Source organism: Roseburia sp. AF12-17LB, from assembly GCF_003479605.1.
Taxonomy (GTDB): Bacteria; Bacillota; Clostridia; order Lachnospirales; family Lachnospiraceae; genus Roseburia_C; species Roseburia_C amylophila.
This window is the reverse complement of the sequence record NZ_QUHR01000002.1, coordinates 1-25,215: the sequence shown is the minus strand read 5'-3', so window position 1 is coordinate 25,215 and position 25,215 is coordinate 1. Positions and strand designations below refer to the sequence as shown.

Here is a 25,215-nt window from a genome sequence, read left to right as displayed (position 1 = left end):
TCCTGTCCTTCTATCAGATTATCTGGCAACCTCTACCATCTTATATGCCTCTACCTGATCCAGTTCTGCAATATCATTAAATCCTTCGAATACAAGACCACACTCATATCCGGCTTTTACTTCCTTCACATCGTCCTTGAAACGTTTCAGGGAAGCAAGATTTCCTTCAAATATCTGTGTTCCCTCACGGGTAATACGGACTTTACATCCACGCTCAAAGTTACCATCCAATACATAAGAACCTGCAATGTTACCAACACCGGATGCTTTGAAAATCTGACGAACTTCTGCATGGCCGATTACTTTTTCTTCGTATACAGGATCTAACATTCCCTTCATAGCAGCTTCTACGTCTTCAATTGCGTTATAGATAACTTTATACAGACGGATATCTACACCTTCATTTTCAGCAGTAACCTTTGCTGTAGGGTCCGGTCTTACGTTAAATCCAATGATGATTGCGTTAGATGCAGATGCTAAAGTAACATCAGATTCGTTGATTGCACCAACACCACCATGGATAATCTTAACCACAACTTCGTCGTTGGAAAGTTTTACAAGACTCTGTTTTACGGCTTCTACAGAACCCTGGACGTCTGCTTTAACGATGATATCCAGCTCTTTTACATCTCCGGACTGAATCTGTGAGAACAGATCATCTAAAGACATTCTGGAACGGGTCTCCTCTAACAGTTTTGCCTTTCCTTCGGAAATATATGTCTCTGCAAAGTTTCTTGCATCTTTTTCACTGTCACATGCTACGAATGTTTCTCCTGCATCCGGTACACTGGAAAGTCCTAAAATCTCTACCGGCATGGATGGTCCGGCTTCTTTTACTCTTCTTCCTTTATCGTCAATCATGGCACGCACTTTACCATATGCACTACCACAGGCAATCGGCTCACCAACTGTAAGGGTTCCCTTCTGTACTAAAACAGTTGCTACAGCTCCTCTTCCTTTATCCAGCTGTGCCTCAATGATAACACCACGGGCTTTACGTTTTGGATTTGCCTTTAATTCGCTGACTTCTGCTGTTAATAATAACATTTCCAATAACTGGTCAATACCTTCGTGGGTATGAGCAGATACCGGTACAAAGATGGTGCTTCCACCCCAGTCTTCCGGAATCAGTTCGTATTCGGATAACTCCTGTTTTACTCGGTCGATATTGGCATTTGGCTTATCAATCTTATTGATTGCTACTACGATTTCAATTCCGGCTGCTTTAGCATGGTTAATTGCTTCTACCGTCTGTGGCATGACACCATCATCTGCTGCAACTACAAGAATTGCGATGTCGGTAGATTTTGCTCCACGCAGACGCATTGCGGTAAATGCTTCATGTCCCGGTGTATCTAAGAAGGTAATCTTCTGTCCGTTGATACTTACCACATATGCTCCGATATGCTGTGTGATACCACCAGCCTCACGGTCTGTTACATGTGTATTACGGATTGCATCCAGAAGGGATGTTTTACCATGGTCAACGTGACCCATTACACAGACAACAGGTGGTCTTGGAACTAAATCTTCTTCTCTTTCTTCATCCTCTTTTAAAAGCTCTGCAATTACGTCTACCTTTTCTTCCGGCTCTGCAATACAGTTAAATTCCAGTGCAATTTCTTCTGCACTGTCATAGTCGATTTCCTGGTTTACGGTAACCATCTGTCCCTTCATAAAGAGCTTCTTGATGATTTCAGAAGCCTGAACCTTCATCTTATCTGCCAGTTCCTTAATCGTCATACGCTCCGGCAGGGATACGCTGCGGATGGTATCTTCTTCCTTTGGTTTCGGCTGTGCAGGACGTTTCTTCTTACCGCCGTTTTTCTCAAGATTTACATATCTTTCCTGTTTCTTGCTTCCTAACTTATCGTGCTCCTGCACCTGTTTCTTACGGGTATTGTCACGGTCACGGTTCTCACGGCTTTCTTTTCTTAAATCGTCCGGTCCTGCCTGGATTGCTTCTTTATTGAAACGGTTTAATTCCTGATCGAATCTTCCACCATTTCTTCCGCCTCTTCCATTTCTGTCGCCTTGTGGACGGTTATTATTGTATGGTCTGTCTCCCTGTGGGCGGTTATTGTTGTACGGTCTGTCTCCCTGCTGACGGTTGTTATTGTACGGTCTGTCTCCCTGCGGGCGGTTGTTATTATACGGTCTGTCTCCCTGCTGACGGTTATTATATGGTCTGTCCCCCTGCGGGCGGTTATTGTTGTACGGTCTGTCTCCCTGCTGACGGTTATTATACGGTCTGTCTCCCTGTGGGCGGTTGTTATTATACGGTCTGTCTCCCTGTGGACGGTTATTGTTGTATGGTCTGTCTCCCTGCTGACGGTTATTGTTAAAGTTTCTTGTCTCCGTCTTCTTCTCTTCTGTTTTCACTACCGGTTTCTCCTGAACAGTTTTTGTTTCCGTAGTCTTTACTTCTGCAGTTTTCGTTTCTGCTGGTTTTACTTCTGCAGCCTTAACTTCTGTTGCTTTTACCTCTGCCGGCTTAACTTCTGCAGTTTTTACTTCTGCAGGCTTTGGTGCTGCCGTTTTTGCAGGCTGAGCTGGTCTTGCAGCCGGTGCCGGCCTTCTTGCTTCTCCGGTCTTGGCATTGGTGTGATAAGCCTGACGTCTGCTTCCCGGATTGGTCTTGCTGTTCTGTGGGTTAAATACAGCAGAAATACTTGCTTTTTTCTTCGGTCGAGCCGGTGCCTCTGTTGATTTTGCCTCGCCTGCAGCTTTTGCTTCGCCTGCCGGCTTTGTCTCTGCTGCTGGCTTTGCTGCCGGTTTTGCTGCTCCTTTTACTTTAGAACGTACCAGTTTCTGTGCATCTTCATCTATACTATTACTGGATGTCTTTACTTCATACTGGGTTCCTTTTAAGGAATCCAAAACATCCTGCGGCTTTATATTTAATTCTTTTGCGAGTTCATATACTCTGAGTTTTGACATATATAACTACCTCCGTTATTCAGTTGTTAACAGTTTCAATTGCTTTATGACGGCTTTGGCAAGACCTTCGTTGGTAACTGCCAATGATGCCCGAAATTCTTTTCCAATATGATGTCCGAGACTCTCCTTATCAGCATAAGCATAAAATGGCACTTCATAAAAGCTGCACATATCACGGAAATGTTTCTTCGTATTATCTGAAGCATCTCCTGCGACAATGACCAGATGAGCCTTTCCTTCTTTTACCGCTTTCTCTGTTGAAAATTCTCCGCTTGCAACATTTCCTGCCTTGGCAGAAAGTCCAAGCATGGATAACACCTTATCTTGTTTCAATATTCTGCATCTCCTTTTGCAATTCCTCATATATTTCTTCCGGAATCGCCATTTTCAAAGATCTTTCCAAGCCCTTTGTCTTTTTTGCTGCCAAAAAGCAATCCATATTCGGACAGATATATGCGCCTCTTCCATTCTTCCTTCCAGTGGAGTCCACTACAAGTTCATCTTCCGGCGTATGAATAATCCGAATCAGTTCTTTCTTGCTTTTCATTTCCTGGCATCCTACACATTTCCGCATAGGAATCTTCTTATTCGTTGCCATCTATGAACTCACCATCTCCTGCGTTTTCTTCTTCATAACCTTCCTCATAACCCTCTTCATACTCCTCATCATAGTCCTCGTAATCATTTTCATAATCCATGAATTCACCGGACTCTCTTGCCTGTGTCTCACTCTTGATATCAATCTTGAATCCGGTCAGTCTTGCAGCAAGTCTTGCATTCTGTCCTTCTTTACCGATAGCAAGGGATAACTGATAATCCGGAACAACAACCTTTGCGCTCTTCTCTTCGCCATCTGCGATTACGGAAATAACTTTTGCTGGGCTTAATGCGTTCTCGATTAACATAGCAGGATTCTCATTCCAGTTAATGATATCAATTTTCTCACCGCGTAATTCACTTACGATAGCATTTACCCTGGCTCCGTTCATACCTACACATGCTCCTACCGGATCTACATCAGGGTCATTGGAGTAAACAGCAATCTTTGTTCTGCTTCCTGCTTCACGGGCAATACTCTTAATCTCTACAATACCATCCTTTACTTCAGTAACTTCTGCTTCAAACAGACGTTTTACTAATTCCGGATGTGTTCTTGAAACCATAATCTTTGGTCCCTTTGGTGTAGATTTTACTTCCAGAATATATACCTTGATACGTTCGGTCGGTTTGAATACTTCACCCTTTACCTGCTCATTTTCAGTAAGAATGGCATCTGCTTTACCAAGATTAATGGAAATATTTTTTCCAACATATCTCTGTACAATTCCGGTTACAACGTCTTTTTCCATGCTATAATATTCGCTGTAAATTGCTTTTCTTTCTTCCTCACGAATCTTCTGTAAAATTACGTTCTTTGCATTCTGTGTTGCAATACGTCCAAATTCTTTGGATTTAACTTCTACATTTACCACATCACCAAGATTGTACTCAGAATCAATCATGCGTGCATTTGCAAGGCTGATTTCTGTTACATCATCTTCTACTTTTTCCACTACGGTCTTCTCAGCAAGCACATGGAACTCGCATGTTTCCGGGTCAATATTTACTTTAATATTATCTGCCTTTCCAAAATGGTTTTTGCATGCAGTCAGCAGAGAATTCTCAATTGCCTCAAGTAAAGTCTCTTTGCTGATATTTTTTTCCTGCTCCAGTATTGTCAATGCTTCCAACAACTCGTTATTCATTTCTTTATCCTCCTATATACTTATTTTCTAAGTTGTATGCTATGTTAATGATTAAAAATCGATGGCAAGACGGATTAATGCAATATCCTTCTTATCAAATACCTTCTGTCCATAAGATTCGTCTTCAATTGTTACGGTATTCTCATCATATGCACTTAAGACTCCACAAAATTCCTTTTCATGATCTATGGCACGATACAGACGTATCTCCACTTCTTTTCCCATAGAACGGACATAGTCCTTTTCTTTCTTCAACGGTCTGCCAAGTCCCGGCGAACTCACTTCAAAAATATAAGAGTCTTCCACATAATCTTCCCGATCCAGAATCTCATTCATTTCCCGTGCTACCATTTCACAGTCATTGACGGTAATTCCGCCTTCCTTATCAATGTAAGCCCGTAAGTACCAGTCGGAACCTTCCTTGACATATTCCACATCTACCAGTTCAAAATGATACTTATCAACGATTGGCTGAATGAAGCTTTCTGTCTTCTGTTCATAAATTTCTTTTCTGGACATGTAACCACCTTTCCATCTGCTTAAATTTTGTTCTAAACATGAATTGAGAGTGGACGCAACGCCCACTCTCAAAGCCTAAATCATCATGTACTGTATTATTATAGCACTATTTTCTTAAATTGCAAGATTTTATTTCCAAATTATCTACTTTCTGCCGGCTTTTCCTGCCTTTTTCTGTGACCAGACAGAACATGCTCCAATCACTACGGCAACCAGAATTGTAAATACATATGCCATCCATGCTGGTAATGTTCCTGCAGATACTACTGCTGTGCTGCCGTTTCCATCACCTTTTACTAAAATCAATGCAGAAACCGGAGCTACTTCTGCTGTTCCAGAAATTGTTTCAATCGTATCTGTTCCTGCTAAGGTATCATTAATGCATACATTCCAGTTTCCTTCCGGAAGAGTTACTTCTTTTTTCTCATTATTGGCATTGAAGATCACATACATTCCATCTGCTGTCTCTCCGTCAACATCACCGGTAATTGCAAACGCTACTACATTATCATCTAAATCTTCTACCGGAGTCACATGTGCTTTTACATCCTCTGCATTGTCAAGGCGAAGCACCGGATGTGCCTTACGGAATGCAATCAGTCCTTTATAATACTGGTAAACATTCTGATACTGTTCATCTTCCAGATTGCTCCATTTTAAGCTGTTTACTGAATCTGGTGAGGCATAGCTGTTTTCATCAAGACCACCATCTGCTTTCACTTTGCTTCTTAAGAATTCTTCTCCTGCCTGCATAAACGGAACACCCTCTGCCGTCATATAAATGGCTGCTGCAAGATTGTTCATGCGGATTCGCTCCTCCACGGAAGCTTCCGGAGTAGAACGGATAATACGATCCATCAGGGAAAGATTATCGTGACAGGATGCGTAGTTAACGGACTGGGAAGGTGTAGTACACCATTCCGGTGATAATCCCATAAAGCATTTCTGTAAGGTCTTCTCTTTGCCATTTGCTCCGGATACAAAACCCTTTTCTGTAGTTGAAAATGTATTTCCTTTTAACAAATCTCTTAAAGTATCACTGAAAAAAGCCATTTCCGGTACTTCTGTGGAATTGGTCTGTGTTGTCATGGAATATCCTTCTTTGGTAAGGCTTGTCTGCATCGACCATCCTTCTCCGTAGAAGATAACATCCGGGTGGTCTTTGTGCACTTCCTCGATTACCTCGTTCATGGTTTCCGTATCCAAAAGTCCTACCAGGTCAAAACGGAAGCCATCAATATGATATTCATCTGCCCAGTATTTCACAGAGTCCACAATATATTTCTTCACCATGGAACGCTCGGATGCTGTGTCATTTCCACAGCCGGAACCATTAGAATAAGTCCCATTATCATTTACTCTTGAGAAATACTCCGGCACAATTACGTTAAAACAGAATTCCCCTGCATTGTATACATGATTGTAAACCACGTCCATAACGACACTGATATCGTTATCATGTAATGTTTTTACCATTTCTTTAGCTTCTTTCACCCGGACTTCTCCATGATATGGATCCGTGGAATAAGAGCCTTCCGGTACGTTGTAGTTGACCGGATCATATCCCCAGTTAAACTGCGGTGTATCCAGCTTTGTTTCATCTACGGAACCATAATCATAAAACGGAAGTAAATGTAAATGTGTGATTCCCAAATCCTTGATATGGTCAAGTCCGGTCGGAACACCATTTTCAGTTGTGGTTCCGGTCTCTGTCAGTCCTAAATATTTTCCAACGTTTTCAATTCCGGAACTGGAATCTGAAGAGACGTCACGGATATGCATTTCATAAATAACAGCATCATTAATACCCTCTCCGGCATGTGGGTTACCGTCACTGTCCCACCCTTCCGGATTGGTGGATTCCAAATCAATTATCATGGCACGTTTTCCGTTGACACCTGTGGTTCTTGCATATGGGTCATTGGCTTCTTTTTCCTCACCATTAATGGTAACGGTATAAGTATAATATGTACCATTTAAATCTCCATCCTTTGATGCCACCCAGGTTCCGTTTATATCTGCAGTCATTGGAATGGATTCGATTAAATCATCGGTTCCTTCTGTTCCTGATTCATAGAGATTTACAGAAACAGCCTGTGCGGTTGGTGCCCAGAGACGGAACGCTGTGCTGTCTTTTGTCCAGGTTGCACCAAGGTCATCTCCGTCATAAGTATATTCTTCTTCAAATTCTTTGGTGGAATATACGCTCGGCATCACTACTTTATATTCAGTTCCTTCGTATGTAATCTGATAGCTCTTATAAGCATCTAATGGTTCTTCCACAACTACCTGATATACGAAATCATCATCTTGTGTTACTTCTTTGATAGTAACCGCCACACCATCGGCACTCTTAATGGAAAATGCCTGCATCAGATCCCCTTCAATTGCTCCGGTCATCTGAACGGTTACTGCGCTTTCCCCATCATATTTGGCTCCGGATAATTTAGTTCCGGTTACAGCATCATCACCATATTCTTTGGTATATCCTTTCACACCGGACTCCACATAAATATCCACAGTGCCGGATACCATCTCGGAAATATCAATAAACTGGTCTTCATCAACATCCTTGGTCCAGTCTGCTGTACGCACAATAAATCCAACAGAGGTTGTACCCGGTGTTACTTCCATGGTTGCCACATGGTCACCATCTTCCTCTGCCAGTTCATAAGCTGCACCATCCGCACCTTCTCCCCACATCCAGACATCCCATCCATCGTAATTGTCGTCTGCTCTGTGGTAATGCAGCTTAATCAAAAGTTCGTCAGCCTTTACCATTGCCGCATCTGAGACTACTGAAAAAACAGTCATCATGATAAGCAGCAATGCCATCCCCAATGCTTTTCCTCTTCTCTTCATGTCACCCTCCATCATACATTTGTTAGATTTGCTTATTTTTTCCTTGTTTGTTACCGGAAACATAGTAAATTGTAACATAATGTTTGATGATTTAGAAGAGAAATTTTCGTAAATTTTAGTATTTTTACATTTTTTAGTTATAAAAAAACATACCAAATCCTATTTTGATATGTTTCTTTCATTTACTTATTCATCTTCTTCATCACTTCTCCAGGATGAAATCAGATGTATTTCTCCAGTATCTAAATCCAGTGCCATGTTGTCTGACACTCTTGACATCAAATGTCCCTCCATATCCATTGCGATATTATCTGATGTCTGACAGAGCATATCTCCATCATTGTAATCAAGCATATTTCTATACATATTCTATTTCTCCTCTAAAACCATCTTTAACATTTTAAATGCAGCTCTCTTTTTTGCTTCTTTTTTTGCTGTTGCATCTGCCATGCAAATACTATCATATTCTTTAATTACACACTCACAATGCCAGATTGGATTACCATTCGAATCATATTTCTCCGCAAAGTTATATTGCGGAATGGAAAAATAGCCTCTCCTTGCAAGAATTTCAAGTTGATTAATAGAATCTTGTTTATTTGGGTGTTCTATTTCATCCCTAATAGTAAACAATAAGTTATTCTTTTCCAGGTACTGGTATACATATTTTGCTGCAGCCTTTCTGGCTTCTTTCTGCGAGTCACCAAACCCAAGAATAATATTGTCAAATTCTTCAATTTTTAGATACGCCTTATATAGTGGCCTTTTTCCGTTTATCGGCCACTCACTACACACATAATCCCCCATATACCAATGTGCAGTATTGTATTTTTCCACATGATATAATGGCAAAATTTCATATTTTCGTAATGACCACTCCTGCAAAAGTTGAATATAATTGTCATCTTCATTCTCTAAATCAGGTTCCAGCATCTGCTCAATCACCTGTTTAAGAATTTTCATATTCCAATTACAATCCAATACTACTGCCCCAATGATTGCTTCAAACAAATCTTCTTTTACAGCATCTTTTTCTTCCGCATGTCCGTTAATATCACTTTTTCCCATAATAAGAAAATCAGCGAACCCCAGCATATCAATTCTTTCTGCCAGATTCTTCCTTTGAACAAGTTTGCTCTTAATTTCTGTCAATTCACCTTCATCACATTCAGAATAAAATTCATTACACTCATCCCTGTTGAAATCATCGCACTCAGATGCCATATAACCGTACTCTTCTGTAAGCAATTGAACCACAACAAAATCAAGAGCCTTATCACCAATGAACTCTAAAACTTCGTTATTTGCCCCGCCATTTTCTGCAGAATACGACCTGCGAACAAATGCCTGTTGTAACAAGTCCCGGTTTTTAAATTTGTAATCAATTTGGTTTTCGATACCAATTAAATCATTTGTATCCATATGATACCTCCTAGTTTATTTTTACTAGAAGACATAAAGAGTCCAATAATAAACAATCCATTCTTATAATGCATTGCTAAATTGAACAAGATAAGATAAATTTGAATCTTTGTTTTTCTATGTTTACATCATTTCACTTTCATAAAATGAAATAAACCTATGAAAACAATGGTTTTAATTTATAATATTATGCCCTCTGTTTTTAATATAACAGAAAGCATGCTGTTTTTCAATTCTTATTTTTCATATTCCTACCAATCAAAATCGAAATTGATTTGAATTCAAGTATTCTCCCCCCTTAATCATTTTGTACAAATTCAAGCATTTTAATTGTGTATACATTTCCACAAATTTACCTTTTCTTTTTTTGTAGAATCTCCTTTATTTTTTAATTTTTAAACATATTGCTTTTATCCAATATTTTAAGGAGGTAACGATATGTTGCAGTTTTTAACAGCGGTTCTATATGTATTCTTCAACATTGCAAATTATTATTTTGATAATTTTTTAACATCTTCTTACTAATATTTTTGAAGAGCACTATGAAAAAATAACACAATTACTTTTACAAAGCATCAAACACTATAGGGACATCCACTTTATTTTTCTCCGCCTGCAGCTAGCCTTCTCCATTTGTGATGCAATCAATATTCAAGGCAAACCTCTTTTTATTCCATTGCATTTTCATGCAAACTAGAAAGCTGTCAGCATACCTATAAAAAGGTTATTGGCACTGTCACTAGAATTACTGTGTCAACTAATAATGCCTTACATAACTTTCAACTGTTGCAGACTACTATGCAGCTGCGTCCTCCACCACTGCTACATTACACGAATAATACGAATCCAATTAAATATCATCTCAGCTTTTCAACTGTCCCAGCTACACTTATAGCTCATAAACTATCCATATCCTTATCAACTCAGCAATCCGGAGTAGCATAATAAAACGATTGCTTCATTCCTTTTTAATACACACACCACAACTTTCTCGCTTAAATCAGAAAGCAAATTATAAAAATCAAAATTGGCATAAGAACTATTACCCCATAAAGAATATTGATACAAACAACTTTTATTTGCTGTAAAAAGGGATTATTTTCGCTTAGATAATTGTTTAACTTATCCAATTGTCTTATTCTTTCTTTTTCCAATGTACATCTTTTTGCTTCTATTATATCATTCTTATAACAGTACCATCTTATGCTATACTCTTTGCATCTTTGCTTAAGCGTATTAAAAAAGTCTACCTCCGCCCGATATTCCATTCTGTCAATCACTTCGTTATATTCGGACTTTTTATCAGAAAGATTTTCATCAGTAAGTTCTCTTTTTAACACTTTGATTGCATTCAACGTCGATTCTGTTGCTTTAATTCTTTCAGAGTATTTTGAATTTCCATTTATAATAGAAAATGCCAAGATTACAACAGAAATGATTATGCTAAAATATCCAGACAATATTTCATCATAATATTTAGGAAAATACAATGAAGTTAACGAATAAATAATCAAGACTATACTGTAATAAATAAGCACAAAACTTGAAAATTTTGAGTTCTTATCTAATCGCTTCAACATATTGGCTTGATTGCATTGAGTCACATTCATGATATCATATATTCTATCTCTCGTATATTCTTCCATAATTCTCCTCTTTTCCTCTGTATAAAACAATTATATTTCATATCGGTATAAACTGCAACTACACTTATGACATACCATATACTCTTTTATTTAAGGTCAAAAACTAAACCGATTTGTGGTCGATTTATCTTGGGTAAGCACTTTTGCAGGACTCTCCTTTCCTGCGTATTTTATCAATCGAACATATGTTAGAATACCTTTTTGAATACCTCGCACTTTTAGCAATGTATTTTTAAGGCTTTTTAGAACAACTACGAGATACAAACTTTGCGAGTTTCCCGAGTTATCGCAGTGCTTGCCAAATATGCATGCAAGCATGCGATTTTTCTCGCTACTCGCGTAAATAAAAAATGCTGTAAAACCATTATCTGGCTTTCAGCATCTTCTATGGGTTGGGCTATTAAATTATTAATAGTGAGCAGTTCATAGGGGAATCGAACCCCTGTTTCCGCCGTGAGAGGGCGGCGTCTTAACCGCTTGACCAATGAACCGGACAAGTGATACTATAACACGACGCCCTCTAAATTGCAAGCACTTTTTTAATTTTTTTGCAATTTTTTTCTTCAGCTTCTTTCTAGTCCTCATATCCATTCGGATTATTCTTCTGCCATCTCCAGGAATCGGCACACATTTCACGAATGCCAAACTCTGCTTTCCAGCCAAGCTCCCGCTCTGCCTTTGAAGGGTCGCAATAACAGGTCGCAATGTCGCCGGCACGACGTGGCTTAATGGAATAAGGAATCTTTACGCCTGTTGCTTCTTCAAAATTCTTTACAATATCAAGTACACTATAACCATGTCCGGTACCAAGATTGTAAATACTTAATCCGGCATTTTCCTCAATCTTCTTTAATGCCTTTACATGTCCCTTTGCCAGGTCTACTACATGAATGTAGTCTCTTACCCCGGTTCCGTCCGGTGTATCATAATCATTTCCAAATACGCCAAGCTCTTTTAACTTTCCAACTGCCACCTGGGTAATATATGGCATCAGATTGTTCGGAATTCCATTCGGGTTTTCTCCCATAGTTCCGCTCTGATGTGCTCCGATTGGGTTAAAATATCTTAATAAGATAACATTCCATTCCGGATCAGCTTTCTGCATATCCATAAGAATCTGCTCTAACATGGATTTCGTCCAGCCATATGGATTGGTACACTGTCCCTTCGGGCATTCCTCTGTGATTGGAATCTGTGCCGGATCACCATATACGGTCGCGGAGGAAGAAAAGATAATATTCTTGCAGCCGTGCTGGCGCATCACATCTACTAAAGTCAATGTTCCTGCAATGTTGTTATTATAATATTCCCATGGCTTTACCACAGATTCTCCAACTGCTTTTAATCCTGCAAAATGAATGCAGCAGTCAATCTTCTCTTTTTCCATGATTTCATTTAAGATATCACGGTCTAATATATCTCCACGGTAAAATGTAACTTCTTTTCCAGTAAGCGCTTTTACACGCTCCAATGATTTTTCGCTGGCATTGGACAAATTATCCAGCACTACTACGTCATAGCCTGCCTGCTGTAATTCCACGCAGGTATGACTTCCGATATAACCTGCTCCACCTGTAACTAAAATAGACATATTCTCCACTCCTTTGTACTAAAATATGTATTTTCGTGTTCCTTACAAATAATAGTATACCTTATATTCCTGTATTTGAACAGTATCTATTGTATAAACAATATGTATTTTTGTTGCATCTGCAAAGGACAGCCTCTATAATATATCTATAATCTATCTGCAAATTCCAGAAGGGAGGCATACGATGGACCCAAAATATAAGAATTCTTATAAAGTAAATAAAAAAGAACTGGTTTCCCTTTCCGTCTATAATGTCGGTTTCCAGAAATGTGAACCTCTTTACCAGTGGGGACCGGGAATCCGTGACCATTATCTGATTCATCACATTCTATCCGGCAAAGGATATTATTCTGTTGGTGGTAAAGTTTATGCCCTTTCCACCGGAGATACCTTCCTTGTCTACCCTCAGACCGAAATCACCTATTATGCAGACGAAAAAGACCCGTGGGAATATGCCTGGGTAGGCTTTAATGGCAGTGACGCTGCCATTATTTTGAATGCCACAGATTTTTCCAGGGAGTTTCCACTGATTCACCAGACGCCGCTTTCCGAATCCATCCGGGAACACCTTCTCGGTATCTATGAAGCCTGCGGAAATGATTTCATGGATTCTGTAGAAATGACCGGACGGCTCTATCAGACGCTGGCTCTTTTTATGAAACATGCCAGCAATAATGAACAGTATAACAGTTCCAGCAACTATGTCCAGAAAGGAATTGCCTATATTTCCGCCAACTATTCCTACCCGATTCACGTAGAAGATATTGCTGATTATGTAGGCGTAAGCCGGAGCCATCTGTACCGCTCTTTTGAAACCATACTGGGTCAGTCGCCGAAAAATTATCTGACCCAGTTTCGTTTAAAACAGGCATGCTATCTCTTAGAACACTCCAGCCTATCCATTACTGCTGTAGCTAATTCCGTAGGCTTTGACAATGGGCTGCATTTTTCCAAGACGTTCCATAAGCTGAAAGGAATATCGCCCCGGGATTACCGGCTTGCATCCTTAAATAATAATACAGACTAATCCGCCATTATTATCATTTACAACTTTCTGCATGGTATCCTGCAGTTTCATCTGGCTTTCATCATCCATCATGCCAATCTTGCTGCGGATACCGTCTTCCATCAGTTCTCCAATGGATTTTCCAAAAATGCTGGTTCCCCAGACTCCATCTTCTGTGCTCTGTCCCTCTTTGATATAATGAATCAGGTCGTTTGCCTGCTCTTCACTTCCTACAATCGGTGCAATCTCCGTTTCAATATTTGCCCGGATCATATGAACAGACGGTGCTACTGCCTTGATTTTTACACCAAACTTATTGCCATGTTTAATCAGCACCGGATCATCCATTTTAATATCTGAAAGCTTCGGACTCACCACTCCATATCCTTTCATTTCTACCGATTGTACCGCATCCGCTACCTTCTCATATTCCTTACGTTTCTCAGAAAGCTCTTTTATCATGGAAATAAGCTGGTATTCCCCAGTCACTTCTGTTCCGGTCAGTTCACTGATATTTTCATAATAATACTGATCTGCAATATCCAGCCGGATATCTGCTGTGCCATTTTCCAGATTCACCGCCTGCATCATCATATTGGAAATGTAATCTCCCTCCGGAGCCATCTTGTAATCCATCAAATCTTTAATCAGAGTTACTTCCGACAGCATTTTTCCAGCATTTGCAACCACATTTTCTTTGATTGGATGACTCATTTCCAACATTTCTACCCATTTCGGAAGAAAGAAATTCATCTTCACCACCGGGAATTCATAGAGGATACCCTTCAGCACTGCATAGACATCTTCTTTTCGAAGCTGCTCACAATTCAGTGGAAATACACTGACTTCATATTTTTCTTCTAATTCTTTTGCCAGTTGTGCCGTTTCCTCGCTGTATGGTTTTACGGAATTCAGTACCATAACAAAGGGTTTTCCGATTCTCTGCAGCTCTTTTATGGTTTCTTCCTCACCTTTCACATAATTCTCCCGCGGGATATCTGTGAAACTGCCATCTGCAGTTACTACAATTCCAATGGTTGCATGGTCATTAATAACCTTTCTGGTCCCGACCTCTGCTGCCTTTGTAAAAGGAATTTCCTCTTCAAACCAAGGCGTCTTTACCATTCGCTCCACACCATTTTCCAGATGTCCGGTGGCACCCTCTACCATATAACCCACACAGTCAATCAGCCTCACTTTTACTTCGGCATCTTCGCCAAGCCGGATTTTTGCAGCATCTTTTGGAATAAACTTCGGCTCTGTTGTCATAATGGTTTTCCCCTGGGCCGCCTGTGGCATTTCATCCACCGCACGCTGGCGGCTGTTTTCATCCTCCATAAACGGAAGTACCATCAGCTCCATGAAACGTTTGATAAAAGATGACTTTCCGGTCCGCACAGCTCCAATCACACCTATGTAAATTTCCCCATTTGTCCTTGCACTGATATCTTTATACATATCATAAGTGCCTGTATTAAAATTTTCCATATAAATTCCTCCTGCCTATACTGTTATATGTATATGCAGGAGGAAGTCACCTTTATAACAAAATATTCAGTTTTCCAGAAAGACATCTAAACTCTGCGTGCGTCACATCCCCACAATATTCTCCGTCAGCATGCAATACCATTGGTTTTTCCAAATCCACGCTGAATTTTCTGCAATTATGGATATCAAAGCACTTAAATCCTGTATGTTTTCCCTTTACCAGAAATGGCAGCAGAAAAAAGGTACGCCACCTTGCCACTCCATAGCCACAGCAGACCGAAAATTCTCCGTCCGTAGCCACTGCATCCGGAGCCATCGGCACTCCGCCGCCTTCACAATACTGATTCATTCCAGCAATAAAAATCATCCGGGAAATCGGCTCTTCCACTTCATCATCAAATACTATCTTCGCCTCTGCTGTCGGCATGGTAAACAGGGATTTTATCGTAAGACAGACGTAGGTTAATGAACCAAGTCCCAGTTTATTTAATGCTTTCTTTAATCCGGAATGCAGTGCCTGTTTACATACATCCGCATCCAGTCCAAGACCGGAACTAATTGCAAAAATCTTCTGTTCCTTCTGTCCTTCTTCCACCCAGCTGACACAACCTAAGTCAATCGGCGTTGTCTCTTCCGCCTGAAGTATCCGCTCTAAATTTTCTGTAGGTGTTCCATTGATTTTCATACCTCTTGCGAAATCATTCCCGGAGCCGGTCGGTATGTAGCCAAACCGGATTTTTTCAAAATCATGCATCCCGTTCAGTACTTCATTTAACGTACCATCACCACCGACCACAATAAGATACACTTTTTCTCTATCAATATCACATACACGGTCTGCAAGCTTCTTCGCATGGCCCTCATACTCTGTAAAATGTGCTTTATACCTTATTTCATGCTCCAGAAGGTAATTCTGCAGTTCCTCCCAGACCCGTTTGGACCTGCCGCCTCCCGAGGTATTGTTTACTATAAAATGATACATTTTATTCTGCTGTTTCTAAAGCTTCCAGCTCTTCTTTTGTTTTTCTCTTTCTACAGTAGATTTCCATATTTTTGCAGACTTTCTTTGCAAGTGCCGAAGTAATCTGTCCATCTACTGCACGCCATTTCCAGTTCATGCCAAGTGTAGATGGTGTATTCATACGTCCTTCACTGCCAATTCCAAGAATATCCTGCATCGGAACAATAGCCATATCACCAACACAGCCCCATACTGCTTTCATGGTGCCCCAGTTATATCCTTCTTCTTTGTTTAATCTTAAATATTCTTTGGCATATTTAACGCTTTCCTTTGGAGCCGTCTTGAACCATCCCATAATGGTATCATTATCATGAGTTCCAGTATAAACAACACAATTCTTTTGATATGTATGTGGAAGGTAATCACTCTCTTCTCTGCTGTCAAAAGCAAACTGGATTAACTTCATTCCAGGGAAACCGGTATCCTTTAACAACTGTTTTACGGACGGTGTTAAATAACCCAGATCTTCTACAATAATATTTAATCTGCCAAGTTTCTTTTCCAGAGCATTGAACAGGTCCATACCAGGACCTTCTCTCCACTCTCCATTTCTTGCTGTCTTATCCTTTGCAGGAATTGCGTAATATGAATCAAAACCTCTGAAGTGGTCAATACGAACAACATCATACAATTCAGACATTGCTTTGATACGTTTTGTCCACCAGGTATAACCATCCTTCTTCATAGCATCCCAACGGAATAACGGGTTACCCCATAACTGTCCATCATCGGAGAATGCATCTGGAGGACATCCGGATACATCAATCGGATCCAGGTTCTCATCTAAATAGAACTGTCCCGGATTTGCCCATACATCTGCGCTGTCACCAGCAACATAAATAGGTACATCACCGATAATCTGAATGCCTTTTTCATTAGCATATGCTTTCAGCTCTGTCCACTGTTTGAAGAACAGATACTGCAGCATTTTCCAGAATTCAACATCATCTGCAAATTCTTCTTTCGCATTTTCAATTGCTGATGGTTTGCGGAGTTTTAAATCTTTCTTCCATTCAAACCATGCAACCCCGCCATTTGCATCCTTCAATGCCATAAACAGTGCATAGTCCTCTAACCAGTCACTGTTTTTCTCACAAAAGTCCGCAAAATCATCCGGTAATGCTTTTTTAAAGCGCTGATATGCTTTTTTCAATAAAGGAAAACGGTTTTCATAAAGTGTTCCATACTCTACAAATTCCGGATTTTCTCCCCATTCATAGCTTAAACATTCCTTTTTTGTCAGTAACTTATCCTTACAAAGATAATCTAAGTCAATAAAATATGGATTCCCCGCAAAGCTTGAAAATGACTGATACGGAGAATCTCCATAACTGGTTGGGCATATCGGTAATATCTGCCAGTAAGTCTGTCCTGCTTTATCCAAAAAGTCTACAAATTTTTTGGCTTCCTTTCCCATTGTACCAATTCCGTATGGTGACGGAAGTGAAGATATATGCATTAATATCCCACTTGTTCTCATAATTAAATTCCTCCTGCAAACTAGATTATTTTCCTATCTCACGAACACTTTCCCCCAGTGCAAGTTCAAAAGGTATTATCTCATGTACTGCCTTGGTTTTCAAGTCAATTGTACGAAATAGTATTTCAAGACTGCGTTGTGCCATCGTCTGGTACCGCTGTCTTATAGTGGTCAGCTTTGGATTATAGTAATCCGCCATTGGTATTCCGTCAAACCCCACAACGGAAATATCATCCGGTACCAACAGACCTCTGTCTCGTATCGCACGAATTGCTCCAATTGCCATGACATCACTCATCGCAAATATAGCAGTCACATCCTTTGCCTTCTCCAAAAGTTTTTCCGTAGCCCGATATGCACTTCCAAAGTCAAATCTTGCTTTCACAAAATATTTATCGTAATCAAATATTCTTCCCTTTTCACCAAAGCATTTCTCGCACCCGATATAACGCTGTTCACTGACATAAGAGGAACTTAAATTTCCTCCAATTACCCCAATATGAACATGCCCCTGATTCACCAGATAATTCATGGCACATTTCGCTGCTTCCACATCATCTGTTGCTACACTGGACAGGTTCGGAAAGCCAAGATCTTTTCCTGCTGTAGACACTAATACCGATGGAACTTTTACTTCATGAAACTTTTCCCTGAAAAATGCAGGATTACCTCCGAGGAATAAAATCCCCAGAGGTTTTCTTTCACGACACTGAATAATTGCCTGTTCTACTTCATTTTCTTCTTCATCCAGATATATCATATTCAATGTATAACTGGTCTTATTTACAATCGTCTGAATTTCTTCTGCTATCCCTGAAAAAACCATATTTGACGTACCTTTTACCAGTACGCAGATGGTTTTAGAGGCAATCTGTTTCAAATGTTTGGCATTTCCATTTGGAACAAAATTGTGTTCTGCAACAATCCGCCGAATCTTCTTTTCTGCTTCCGGACTCACATCATCCCTGTTATTCAGAACCCTCGACACAGTACTTACTGAATATCCGGATTCTTTTGCAATATCTTTTATTGTCATGTTTTGTCCTGCCTTTACACTATATCTATAGCGAAATACTTATTATATAAATGCTTAACCTTTTACAGCTCCTGCAACAACGCCTTCGATAATATATTTCTGGCAGATTCCATAGAAAATGATAATTGGAAGAATTGCCAGTACCAGCATAGCCATCATTGCACCCCAGTCGATAGAGCCATATCCACCTTTCAAATACTGAATTGCAATCGGAATCGTTTTCCATTTTCTGATATCGAGTACCAGATATGGAAGAAGGTAGTCATTCCAAATCCACATTACCTGAAGAATTGCAACTGTAATTGCCGTAGGCTTTAAAATCGGGAATACAACCTGGAAATATGTCTGAATCGGGCTGCATCCATCAATCATTGCTGCTTCTTCGATTTCAAGCGGGATACTCTTTACAAAGCCGGTAAACATGAATACCGCAAGTCCTGCTCCAAATCCAAGATATACTAAAATGATTCCAACCGGATTTCCAAGATGTAACATATTGGACAGCTTGGATAATGTAAACATTACCATCTGGAAAGGTACAATCATGGAAAACAGGCAAAGGCAATATAAACCTTTTGAAAACTTATCATTCACGCGGATGATATACCATGCACACATAGATGTGCAGAGAATAATTACTGCAACAGAACATACTGTGATAAATAATGATGTTCCAAACGCATTAAAGAAGTTAATCTTGCGGATACCTTCTGCATAGTTGGTTAATCCAACAAATGCCTTCTGTACTCCGGCAACAAATCTGTCCCATCCGTCAGTCATTTTAAACGGTCCTAACTGGAACGGGAATCGGTTAATATATGCCTTTAATTTAAAGGAGTTCATAAATACGATTACAATTGGAAGTACCCACAGTACACTTAAAATAGTAAATATAATGGTAAAAATCCAGCCATGTTTTGCTTTTCTTACATTACTCATTACTGCTGCACCTCCTTACGTCTGGTCAGATAGTTCTGTCCAAGTGCAATTATTGCTACCAGAATAAAGAATACAACTGCTTTTGCCTGACCAACGCCTTCCCATCCGTTTCTACCATAGAAAGTATCATAGATGTTCAATGCTAAAAGCTGTGATCTCTTTGCAGGTTCACCTGCTGTCAATGCTAAGTTCTGGTCGAATAATTTAAATCCGTTGGTCAGTGTTAAAAATGTACATACGGTAATAGATGGCATTACCATCGGTAAGGTTACATTTTTAAGTACCTGCCAGGAAGTTGCCCCGTCGATTTCTGCAGCTTCAATCAAATCTCCAGGAATATTCTGGATACCTGCGATATAGATAATCATCATATAACCTATCTGCTGCCAGCACATCAGGATAATCATACCCCAGAAACCATATTTTTCATTATATACCAATGTTCTGCTGTAATTTGCGAGAATACCATTGAAAATCAACTGCCAGATATATCCTAATACAATACCACCAATCAGGTTCGGCATGAAGAAAATGGTACGGAACGCATTTGTTCCTCTAATACCCTTTGTTAAAAGCATCGCAATTACGAATGCAAAAAAGTTAATGGCAAGCACAGAAACAATTGTAAAGAGTGCTGTATACCATAATGAGTGAACAAATGTCTCATCTCCAAAGATTTTGGTATAGTTAGATAGTCCTACAAACTTTGCATCCGTAACAGTTGTGAATTTACAAAAAGAAAGATAGATACCCATAGCAAAAGGAATTATAAAACCAATTGTAAATGCAACTAACGTTGGAAGTGCAAAAAGAGGAAAATATTTTTTAATTGATTTGTTCATAATATTTTTCCTTTCCCTTTATAAAGGGCAGGCGATATCCGCCCGCCCTTTTTTCACATATTGTTCTGATTATATGTGATAAGTCTTACTCGTTTGCTGCTGCGTACTCAGAAGCCCAGCCATCAACGAATGCAGTTACAACATCATCCCAGGAACCTGTTCCAGCAGCATAAGCTGTTAATGCAGAACCTACGCCATCTTTCCAAGCCTCAGAAGGCATTGTTGTAAAGCACCAAGCTACAGAAGTCTTACCATCTGCAATGTACTGGTTAGCTGCATCCATGAATGCATTGCTTGCCTGATATCCATCATCAAATGAATCAAATGGTGTTGTGAAGCCCATCTGGTTAGCAACAACGTCACGTCCTGTGTCACTTGTAATAACCCAGTTCAAGAAATCTTCTGTTGCTTTGATGTTTTCTTCAGAAGCATTAGCATTAATACACCAGTAGTTCTCAGATCCTGTACAAAGTCCCTGATTCTCTTCTCCATCAACTCCGATGTAGATAGGCATCATTCCAAGGTCATCATCTGTTAATACACCAGCATTGATAATATCATTGTATGCCCATGTACCATTCTGATAGAATACAGCTTCGCCTAAGCCAAATTCAGCTGTTGCATCATCACCAGTCTTGCTTGCTAACATAGAGCCTTCGCAAGTAGAATCTGTTGTGTATAAATCCCAGATCTGTTTGTAGTTATCAAGGTAAGTTCCTTTGATAGCATCTGTAGATCCGATTCCATCTGCTTTGTATTCATAGTAGATTGGAAGGTTTGCTAAATGGGTTTTGAATCTCCAGTCAGAAGATGAATCCATACCAGCTGAAGTAAATGCACCCTTAAGGTCATATTCAGGACCAGCTGCTTCACTTACTTCTGCAAGTCTTGACTGAATATCATCTGCTACTTCTTTTAATTTTGCAAAGCTGTTGATTTCATCGATAGAAGTAACTTTAGCTCCGTCCATTCCGCAATATGCGTTTAATACGGTTTTGTTGTAAATAAGACCATAAGTCTCAAGTACATATGCGATACCTTTTACTTCGTCTCCATCTTTCAGTACAAAGTCATCACTCTTAACATGTGAATAAACATCTGTTCCTGATAAGTCTGCGCAGTAATCTTTCCATGTTGCAAGACCAACCGGTCCGTTTACCTGGAAAAGTGTAGGTGCATCAGATTTAGCCATCTCAGACTTTAAAGTCTCTTCATATGTACCAGATGCTGCTGTAACAACTTCAACTGGGACACCAGTCTCATCTGTGTAAGCTTTTGCAAGATCCTGCCACTGCTGATCCTGTTCTGGTTTGAAGTTCAAGTAGTAAACAGAACCACTTGCTGCTTCTTTGCTGTCATCTGTCTTCTCTGTTCCTGCTGCATTATTGTCAGCTGCTTTCTTGTCGTCGCTTCCACATCCAGCAACCATAGCTGCTGTCATAGATACAACTAACATAAGAGATACTAATTTTCTTTTCATAGTACATCCTCCTAAAATATAATATGCTGTCCTTCCTGAAAACCTCTTCCCCAATCTGTATACCGACTTGTCTGGAACCTAGTTGGTTACGTTCTCGGTAACGTTTTCAGTGGATGTATATAATATAACCCCATTACTCAAAAATAGCAATGGGGTTTTCAACATTTTGTACACTTATATAATTTTGACATTCTGTTTTTGTGCACTTTTACCATAAAATTGTGTTTTTTCTATGAAAACAAGTGCTCTGCTATACGGACTGCATCTTCAATACAGCCATCGCAGCTCCGCAAAACCTTTCCGGTTTCAATTCCTTTCAATTCTTTACAGATATGAGAGCCGTTTTTTTCATCAAATGCTGCTGTCAGTCCCTTTACCGTCTGATATGTTCTGCCTTTGGTCATGCCCTTTTCAATTGCTCCCGAGCTTCCCAGTGCTCCTGCAATCATATACATGCCGGTTACTGCTCCACAGGTTCCCTGCATATCTGCCATTCCTGCGCCGAATCCTTCGGACAGACGGAATAAAGTTTCCTCGTCAATTCCAAGCTTATCACTGTAACTGCATAATACTGCCTGCGCACAGTTATAACCACTGTGATGTTTTTCTTCTGCTAATTTTACTCTTTCTTCTATTGTCATCTTCTAATCTCCTTTTTCTGTTTCCCGCTATTCTCTGTAATAACTTTTTCTTGCTTATAAAATGCTGCCTTCTGCCAAACGTTTTCTTTTCTATCCATCTGGCAAAAGATTTTTCCTGCGGATACACTCACGGCAGCTTTCAAATAATAATTTCTTACTGCCACAGACTGTTTCCGGATTCTTCATTCCTGCCTTTTCCCGCATCAGACACAATTTGTGTACCGTATCTGCATCCAGCTCCCGGTCCATTTCCATCATTTTACTCTGGTAAAGAAGTCTTGCATATAATTCTACCGACTCCATCCGGTAATAAGCTTCCGTCAGATCCTTTCCATAAGTCAGTGCCCCATGATGCGCTAAGAGCAACGCATCAAAATAGTCAAGATATGGTGCAATGGCATCCGGTATTTCCTGCGTAGACGGCAGCCCATATTCTGCTACCGGCACACACCCAAGACTTACAATGGATTCTGATATGATTGCACGATTTAATGCCTGACCGCCAATCGCAAAGGTTGTGGCATATGGCGGATGCGCATGTACAACTGCTCTTACATCTGGACGTTTTTCATATACTTTCAAATGCATCTTCATTTCAGAAGACGGGCGGAACCCATCCTGACAGGATAAGACTTCTCCCTGCAGATTTATCTTACATAAACATTCTTCCGTCATATATCCTTTGGATATTCCGGTTGGCGTACACAAAATTTCATTCTCTGATATACGCACAGAAAGATTACCATCATTGGCAGCCACCATTCCACTCTGATAAATTCTTTTTCCAATCTCTATCATCTGTCGGCGTATCCTGATTTCTGATTCCATCTTTCTTCCTCCATTGCCTGTAATTTCCAGATTTTATAGAAAGCCTTCACTTATTATAGTCACCCCGGTTATTTTTTGCAAATAAAATTCTCTTCATTTATCTCTTCATTCATCTTGTAAATTTATTTCCAGAATGCTACTATTTCTTATAGAATATATATTTTTCAGAAAATACAAACAATTTCTGCTTATAATATTTACTTTATATAAAAAAGGAGTTACTACATCATGAACGAACCAGTTACCAAAGAACTTGTGATACATAAAATCAAACACAATCTGCGCCGTCTGCGTACCGCCATAAAATGGATTATTTTTTCTATTCTGTCCGGTCTTCTCATCGGTATGGTGGGAATTGCCTTTTACTTTGGCATGACATGGGTCACCGATACAAGAACTGCTTATCCATGGCTCATCTTCTTTCTTCCGCTGGGTGGAATCGTGATTGTACTGCTCTATCATCTTCTCCATGATGAAAAGGATACTGGAACCAACCTGGTGCTTTCCGCCATCCACTCTGGGGATGAAATTCCACTGCGTATGGCTCCGCTTATTTTTATCTCCACCTTAATCACACACCTCTTTGGTGGTTCTGCCGGCCGGGAAGGTGCAGCACTTCAGCTTGGCGGAAGCATCGGAAATTCTCTCGGAAGACTTTTCCGTTTTGATGAAAAAGATAAACATATTATGATTATGTGCGGCATGAGTGCTGCTTTTTCCGCCTTATTCGGAACACCGATGGCTGCCGCTATTTTTCCGCTGGAAGTAGTCAGTGTCGGCATCATGCACTATTCTGCATTAGTGCCATGCGTTATCTCTGCTTTAGTAGCACATGGTCTGGCATTACACTTTCAGATTGCGCCGCCGTCCTTTGCTATTTCAGACATTCCGGAATTTGGAATTTCTTCTGCAGTTACCGTAACGGTTCTTGCCGTTTTATGTGCATTGGTCAGTATCCTGTTCTGTATTTCCTTACATTACAGTGAAGCCATTTACCGTAAATTTATCAAAAATCCTTACCTTCGTGCTGCGGCAGGCGGCTGCATCATTATTCTCCTCACCCTTCTGGCAGGTAATCAGGATTACAATGGAACCGGCGTTAATATTATTTCCAAATGCTTTGACGGCACAGTGGCTCCGGAAGCTTTTCTTTTAAAAATCATTTTTACCGCCCTGACCCTTGGTGCCGGCTTTAAAGGTGGCGAAATTGTTCCTACTTTCTTTATCGGTGCAAGCTTCGGCTGTCTCTTTGGAACGTTGACCGGTTTCTCCCCAACCTTATGTGCCGCCATCGGTATGGCTGCCATTTTCTGTGGTGTTACCAACAGCCCGATTACTTCTTTGCTGATCAGCTTTGAAATGTTCGGCTTCGCTGCAATGCCATTCCTGCTTCTTGCGATTGCATTCAGCTATATGCTCTCCGGCTATTACGGACTGTACCGCAGCCAGAAGATTATGTATTCAAAATTTAAGACAAGCTATATTAATAAACAGACGCACTAACTACGAGAAACACGCTTTGCGAGTTTCTCGAGTTATCGCGGTGCTTGCCAAATCTGCATGCAGGCATGCGATTTTTCTCGCTGCTCGCATAAAAAGAACTTCTGCTGATTGTTTTCCAACCGGCAGGAGTTCTTCTCATATCATTCACAATATGCTATTTTTAATCTCTTCTTATAAGGGTTATAGGACAAAACGTGTTGATGGCTAATCCCATTCTGTAAAAGAT

Annotated in this window: 21 protein-coding genes and 1 tRNA gene; 2 read left to right on the top strand and 20 right to left on the bottom strand. The window is 40.1% G+C overall.

The annotated features are described in order from the left end of the window. Nucleotides 1–18 precede the first annotated feature (18 nt). The 11 genes from infB to galE form a co-directional block, all read right to left on the bottom strand. Nucleotides 19–2,940: a translation initiation factor IF-2 gene (gene infB, locus DWV68_RS02695; protein WP_118056742.1), complete on the bottom strand. Its 2,922-nt coding sequence runs from the start codon at nt 2,938–2,940 to the stop codon at nt 19–21. Between the two features lie 15 nt (nt 2,941–2,955). Further along, a complete protein-coding gene (locus DWV68_RS02690; RefSeq protein ID WP_022242579.1) occupies nt 2,956–3,273 on the bottom strand; it encodes a L7Ae/L30e/S12e/Gadd45 family ribosomal protein in 318 nt (105 codons plus the stop codon). Next, the gene (rnpM, locus tag DWV68_RS02685; RefSeq protein WP_022242580.1) at nt 3,260–3,538 is read right to left on the bottom strand and encodes an RNase P modulator RnpM; all 279 of its coding nucleotides are present in this window, start codon (nt 3,536–3,538) and stop codon (nt 3,260–3,262) included. The genes DWV68_RS02690 and rnpM overlap by 14 nt, the downstream gene beginning before the upstream one ends. Further along, complete coding sequence (gene nusA, locus DWV68_RS02680) at nt 3,525–4,685, bottom strand: transcription termination factor NusA (protein ID WP_117697162.1); 1,161 nt, start codon at nt 4,683–4,685, stop codon at nt 3,525–3,527. Before nusA ends, rnpM begins: the two co-directional genes overlap by 14 nt. A gap of 51 nt (nt 4,686–4,736) precedes the next feature. Next, nucleotides 4,737–5,204, bottom strand: a complete 468-nt coding sequence (gene rimP / locus DWV68_RS02675) for a ribosome maturation factor RimP (RefSeq protein WP_022242582.1) — start codon at nt 5,202–5,204, stop codon at nt 4,737–4,739. Between the two features lie 144 nt (nt 5,205–5,348). After that, complete coding sequence (gene pulA / locus DWV68_RS02670) at nt 5,349–8,066, bottom strand: type I pullulanase (RefSeq protein ID WP_118665005.1); 2,718 nt, start codon at nt 8,064–8,066, stop codon at nt 5,349–5,351. A gap of 186 nt (nt 8,067–8,252) precedes the next feature. After that, nucleotides 8,253–8,432 carry a hypothetical protein gene (locus DWV68_RS02665; protein ID WP_118056744.1) on the bottom strand — a complete coding sequence of 60 codons (180 nt, stop codon included), beginning with the start codon at nt 8,430–8,432 and terminating at the stop codon, nt 8,253–8,255. A 3-nt stretch (nt 8,433–8,435) separates the two neighbouring features. Beyond that, nucleotides 8,436–9,488: a ribonuclease III family protein gene (locus DWV68_RS02660; RefSeq protein ID WP_118056745.1), complete on the bottom strand. Its 1,053-nt coding sequence runs from the start codon at nt 9,486–9,488 to the stop codon at nt 8,436–8,438. Between the two features lie 995 nt (nt 9,489–10,483). After that, nucleotides 10,484–11,134: an SLATT domain-containing protein gene (locus DWV68_RS02655; protein WP_117946896.1), complete on the bottom strand. Its 651-nt coding sequence runs from the start codon at nt 11,132–11,134 to the stop codon at nt 10,484–10,486. A 419-nt stretch (nt 11,135–11,553) separates the two neighbouring features. Then, nucleotides 11,554–11,625: transfer RNA gene (locus DWV68_RS02650), tRNA-Glu, on the bottom strand. Between the two features lie 83 nt (nt 11,626–11,708). After that, a complete protein-coding gene (galE, locus tag DWV68_RS02645; RefSeq protein WP_022242586.1) occupies nt 11,709–12,725 on the bottom strand; it encodes a UDP-glucose 4-epimerase GalE in 1,017 nt (338 codons plus the stop codon). A gap of 184 nt (nt 12,726–12,909) precedes the next feature. Here galE and DWV68_RS02640 point away from each other — a divergent pair, with 184 nt between their 5' ends. Next, on the top strand, nt 12,910–13,752 hold the full coding sequence (locus DWV68_RS02640; RefSeq protein ID WP_117840997.1) for an AraC family transcriptional regulator: 843 nt from the start codon (nt 12,910–12,912) through the stop codon (nt 13,750–13,752). On the opposite strand, the gene spoIVA is transcribed toward DWV68_RS02640, so the two are convergent. The 9 genes from spoIVA to DWV68_RS02595 all read right to left on the bottom strand — a co-directional run bounded on the left by spoIVA (nt 13,732) and on the right by DWV68_RS02595 (nt 23,486). Continuing rightward, nucleotides 13,732–15,219 carry a stage IV sporulation protein A gene (spoIVA, locus tag DWV68_RS02635; protein ID WP_117840996.1) on the bottom strand — a complete coding sequence of 496 codons (1,488 nt, stop codon included), beginning with the start codon at nt 15,217–15,219 and terminating at the stop codon, nt 13,732–13,734. The genes DWV68_RS02640 and spoIVA overlap by 21 nt on opposite strands. Before the next feature lie 52 nt (nt 15,220–15,271). Further along, complete coding sequence (locus DWV68_RS02630; RefSeq protein ID WP_117840995.1) at nt 15,272–16,201, bottom strand: diacylglycerol/lipid kinase family protein; 930 nt, start codon at nt 16,199–16,201, stop codon at nt 15,272–15,274. Nucleotide 16,202: 1 nt separating this feature from the next. Then, complete coding sequence (malQ, locus tag DWV68_RS02625; protein WP_118665003.1) at nt 16,203–17,720, bottom strand: 4-alpha-glucanotransferase; 1,518 nt, start codon at nt 17,718–17,720, stop codon at nt 16,203–16,205. A 25-nt stretch (nt 17,721–17,745) separates the two neighbouring features. Beyond that, entirely contained in the window at nt 17,746–18,756 is a 1,011-nt protein-coding gene (locus tag DWV68_RS02620) for a LacI family DNA-binding transcriptional regulator (RefSeq protein WP_117697153.1), read from the bottom strand. A 54-nt stretch (nt 18,757–18,810) separates the two neighbouring features. Beyond that, nucleotides 18,811–19,695 (bottom strand): carbohydrate ABC transporter permease, encoded by an 885-nt coding sequence (locus DWV68_RS02615; protein ID WP_117840993.1) that lies wholly within the window; start codon nt 19,693–19,695, stop codon nt 18,811–18,813. Continuing rightward, nucleotides 19,695–20,537, bottom strand: coding sequence for a carbohydrate ABC transporter permease (locus tag DWV68_RS02610; RefSeq protein ID WP_117697151.1), 843 nt, complete (start codon nt 20,535–20,537; stop codon nt 19,695–19,697). Before DWV68_RS02610 ends, DWV68_RS02615 begins: the two co-directional genes overlap by 1 nt. Before the next feature lie 85 nt (nt 20,538–20,622). Continuing rightward, nucleotides 20,623–22,017, bottom strand: coding sequence for an ABC transporter substrate-binding protein (locus tag DWV68_RS02605; RefSeq protein ID WP_117840992.1), 1,395 nt, complete (start codon nt 22,015–22,017; stop codon nt 20,623–20,625). 230 nt (nt 22,018–22,247) lie between these two features. Next, complete coding sequence (locus DWV68_RS02600) at nt 22,248–22,658, bottom strand: C-GCAxxG-C-C family protein (protein ID WP_117840991.1); 411 nt, start codon at nt 22,656–22,658, stop codon at nt 22,248–22,250. 90 nt (nt 22,659–22,748) lie between these two features. Then, complete coding sequence (locus DWV68_RS02595; protein WP_117697145.1) at nt 22,749–23,486, bottom strand: class II aldolase/adducin family protein; 738 nt, start codon at nt 23,484–23,486, stop codon at nt 22,749–22,751. Nucleotides 23,487–23,714: 228 nt separating this feature from the next. Here DWV68_RS02595 and DWV68_RS02590 point away from each other — a divergent pair, with 228 nt between their 5' ends. After that, nucleotides 23,715–24,989 carry a chloride channel protein gene (locus DWV68_RS02590; RefSeq protein ID WP_118665001.1) on the top strand — a complete coding sequence of 425 codons (1,275 nt, stop codon included), beginning with the start codon at nt 23,715–23,717 and terminating at the stop codon, nt 24,987–24,989. Nucleotides 24,990–25,215: the final 226 nt, after the last annotated feature.

Excerpts from the sequence above, each read along its gene's own strand:
- infB (WP_118056742.1), bottom strand. The coding sequence starts at position 2,940 with ATGTCAAAACTCAGAGTATATGAACTCGCAAAAGAATTAAATATAAAG.
- rnpM (WP_022242580.1), bottom strand. The coding sequence starts at position 3,538 with ATGGCAACGAATAAGAAGATTCCTATGCGGAAATGTGTAGGATGCCAG.
- nusA (WP_117697162.1), bottom strand. The coding sequence starts at position 4,685 with ATGAATAACGAGTTGTTGGAAGCATTGACAATACTGGAGCAGGAAAAA.
- rimP (WP_022242582.1), bottom strand. The coding sequence starts at position 5,204 with ATGTCCAGAAAAGAAATTTATGAACAGAAGACAGAAAGCTTCATTCAG.
- pulA (WP_118665005.1), bottom strand. The coding sequence starts at position 8,066 with ATGAAGAGAAGAGGAAAAGCATTGGGGATGGCATTGCTGCTTATCATG.
- DWV68_RS02665 (WP_118056744.1), bottom strand. The coding sequence starts at position 8,432 with ATGTATAGAAATATGCTTGATTACAATGATGGAGATATGCTCTGTCAG.
- DWV68_RS02660 (WP_118056745.1), bottom strand. The coding sequence starts at position 9,488 with ATGGATACAAATGATTTAATTGGTATCGAAAACCAAATTGATTACAAA.
- DWV68_RS02655 (WP_117946896.1), bottom strand. The coding sequence starts at position 11,134 with ATGGAAGAATATACGAGAGATAGAATATATGATATCATGAATGTGACT.
- galE (WP_022242586.1), bottom strand. The coding sequence starts at position 12,725 with ATGTCTATTTTAGTTACAGGTGGAGCAGGTTATATCGGAAGTCATACC.
- DWV68_RS02640 (WP_117840997.1), top strand. The coding sequence starts at position 12,910 with ATGGACCCAAAATATAAGAATTCTTATAAAGTAAATAAAAAAGAACTG.
- spoIVA (WP_117840996.1), bottom strand. The coding sequence starts at position 15,219 with ATGGAAAATTTTAATACAGGCACTTATGATATGTATAAAGATATCAGT.
- DWV68_RS02630 (WP_117840995.1), bottom strand. The coding sequence starts at position 16,201 with ATGTATCATTTTATAGTAAACAATACCTCGGGAGGCGGCAGGTCCAAA.
- malQ (WP_118665003.1), bottom strand. The coding sequence starts at position 17,720 with ATGAGAACAAGTGGGATATTAATGCATATATCTTCACTTCCGTCACCA.
- DWV68_RS02620 (WP_117697153.1), bottom strand. The coding sequence starts at position 18,756 with ATGACAATAAAAGATATTGCAAAAGAATCCGGATATTCAGTAAGTACT.
- DWV68_RS02615 (WP_117840993.1), bottom strand. The coding sequence starts at position 19,695 with ATGAGTAATGTAAGAAAAGCAAAACATGGCTGGATTTTTACCATTATA.
- DWV68_RS02610 (WP_117697151.1), bottom strand. The coding sequence starts at position 20,537 with ATGAACAAATCAATTAAAAAATATTTTCCTCTTTTTGCACTTCCAACG.
- DWV68_RS02605 (WP_117840992.1), bottom strand. The coding sequence starts at position 22,017 with ATGAAAAGAAAATTAGTATCTCTTATGTTAGTTGTATCTATGACAGCA.
- DWV68_RS02600 (WP_117840991.1), bottom strand. The coding sequence starts at position 22,658 with ATGACAATAGAAGAAAGAGTAAAATTAGCAGAAGAAAAACATCACAGT.
- DWV68_RS02595 (WP_117697145.1), bottom strand. The coding sequence starts at position 23,486 with ATGGAATCAGAAATCAGGATACGCCGACAGATGATAGAGATTGGAAAA.
- DWV68_RS02590 (WP_118665001.1), top strand. The coding sequence starts at position 23,715 with ATGAACGAACCAGTTACCAAAGAACTTGTGATACATAAAATCAAACAC.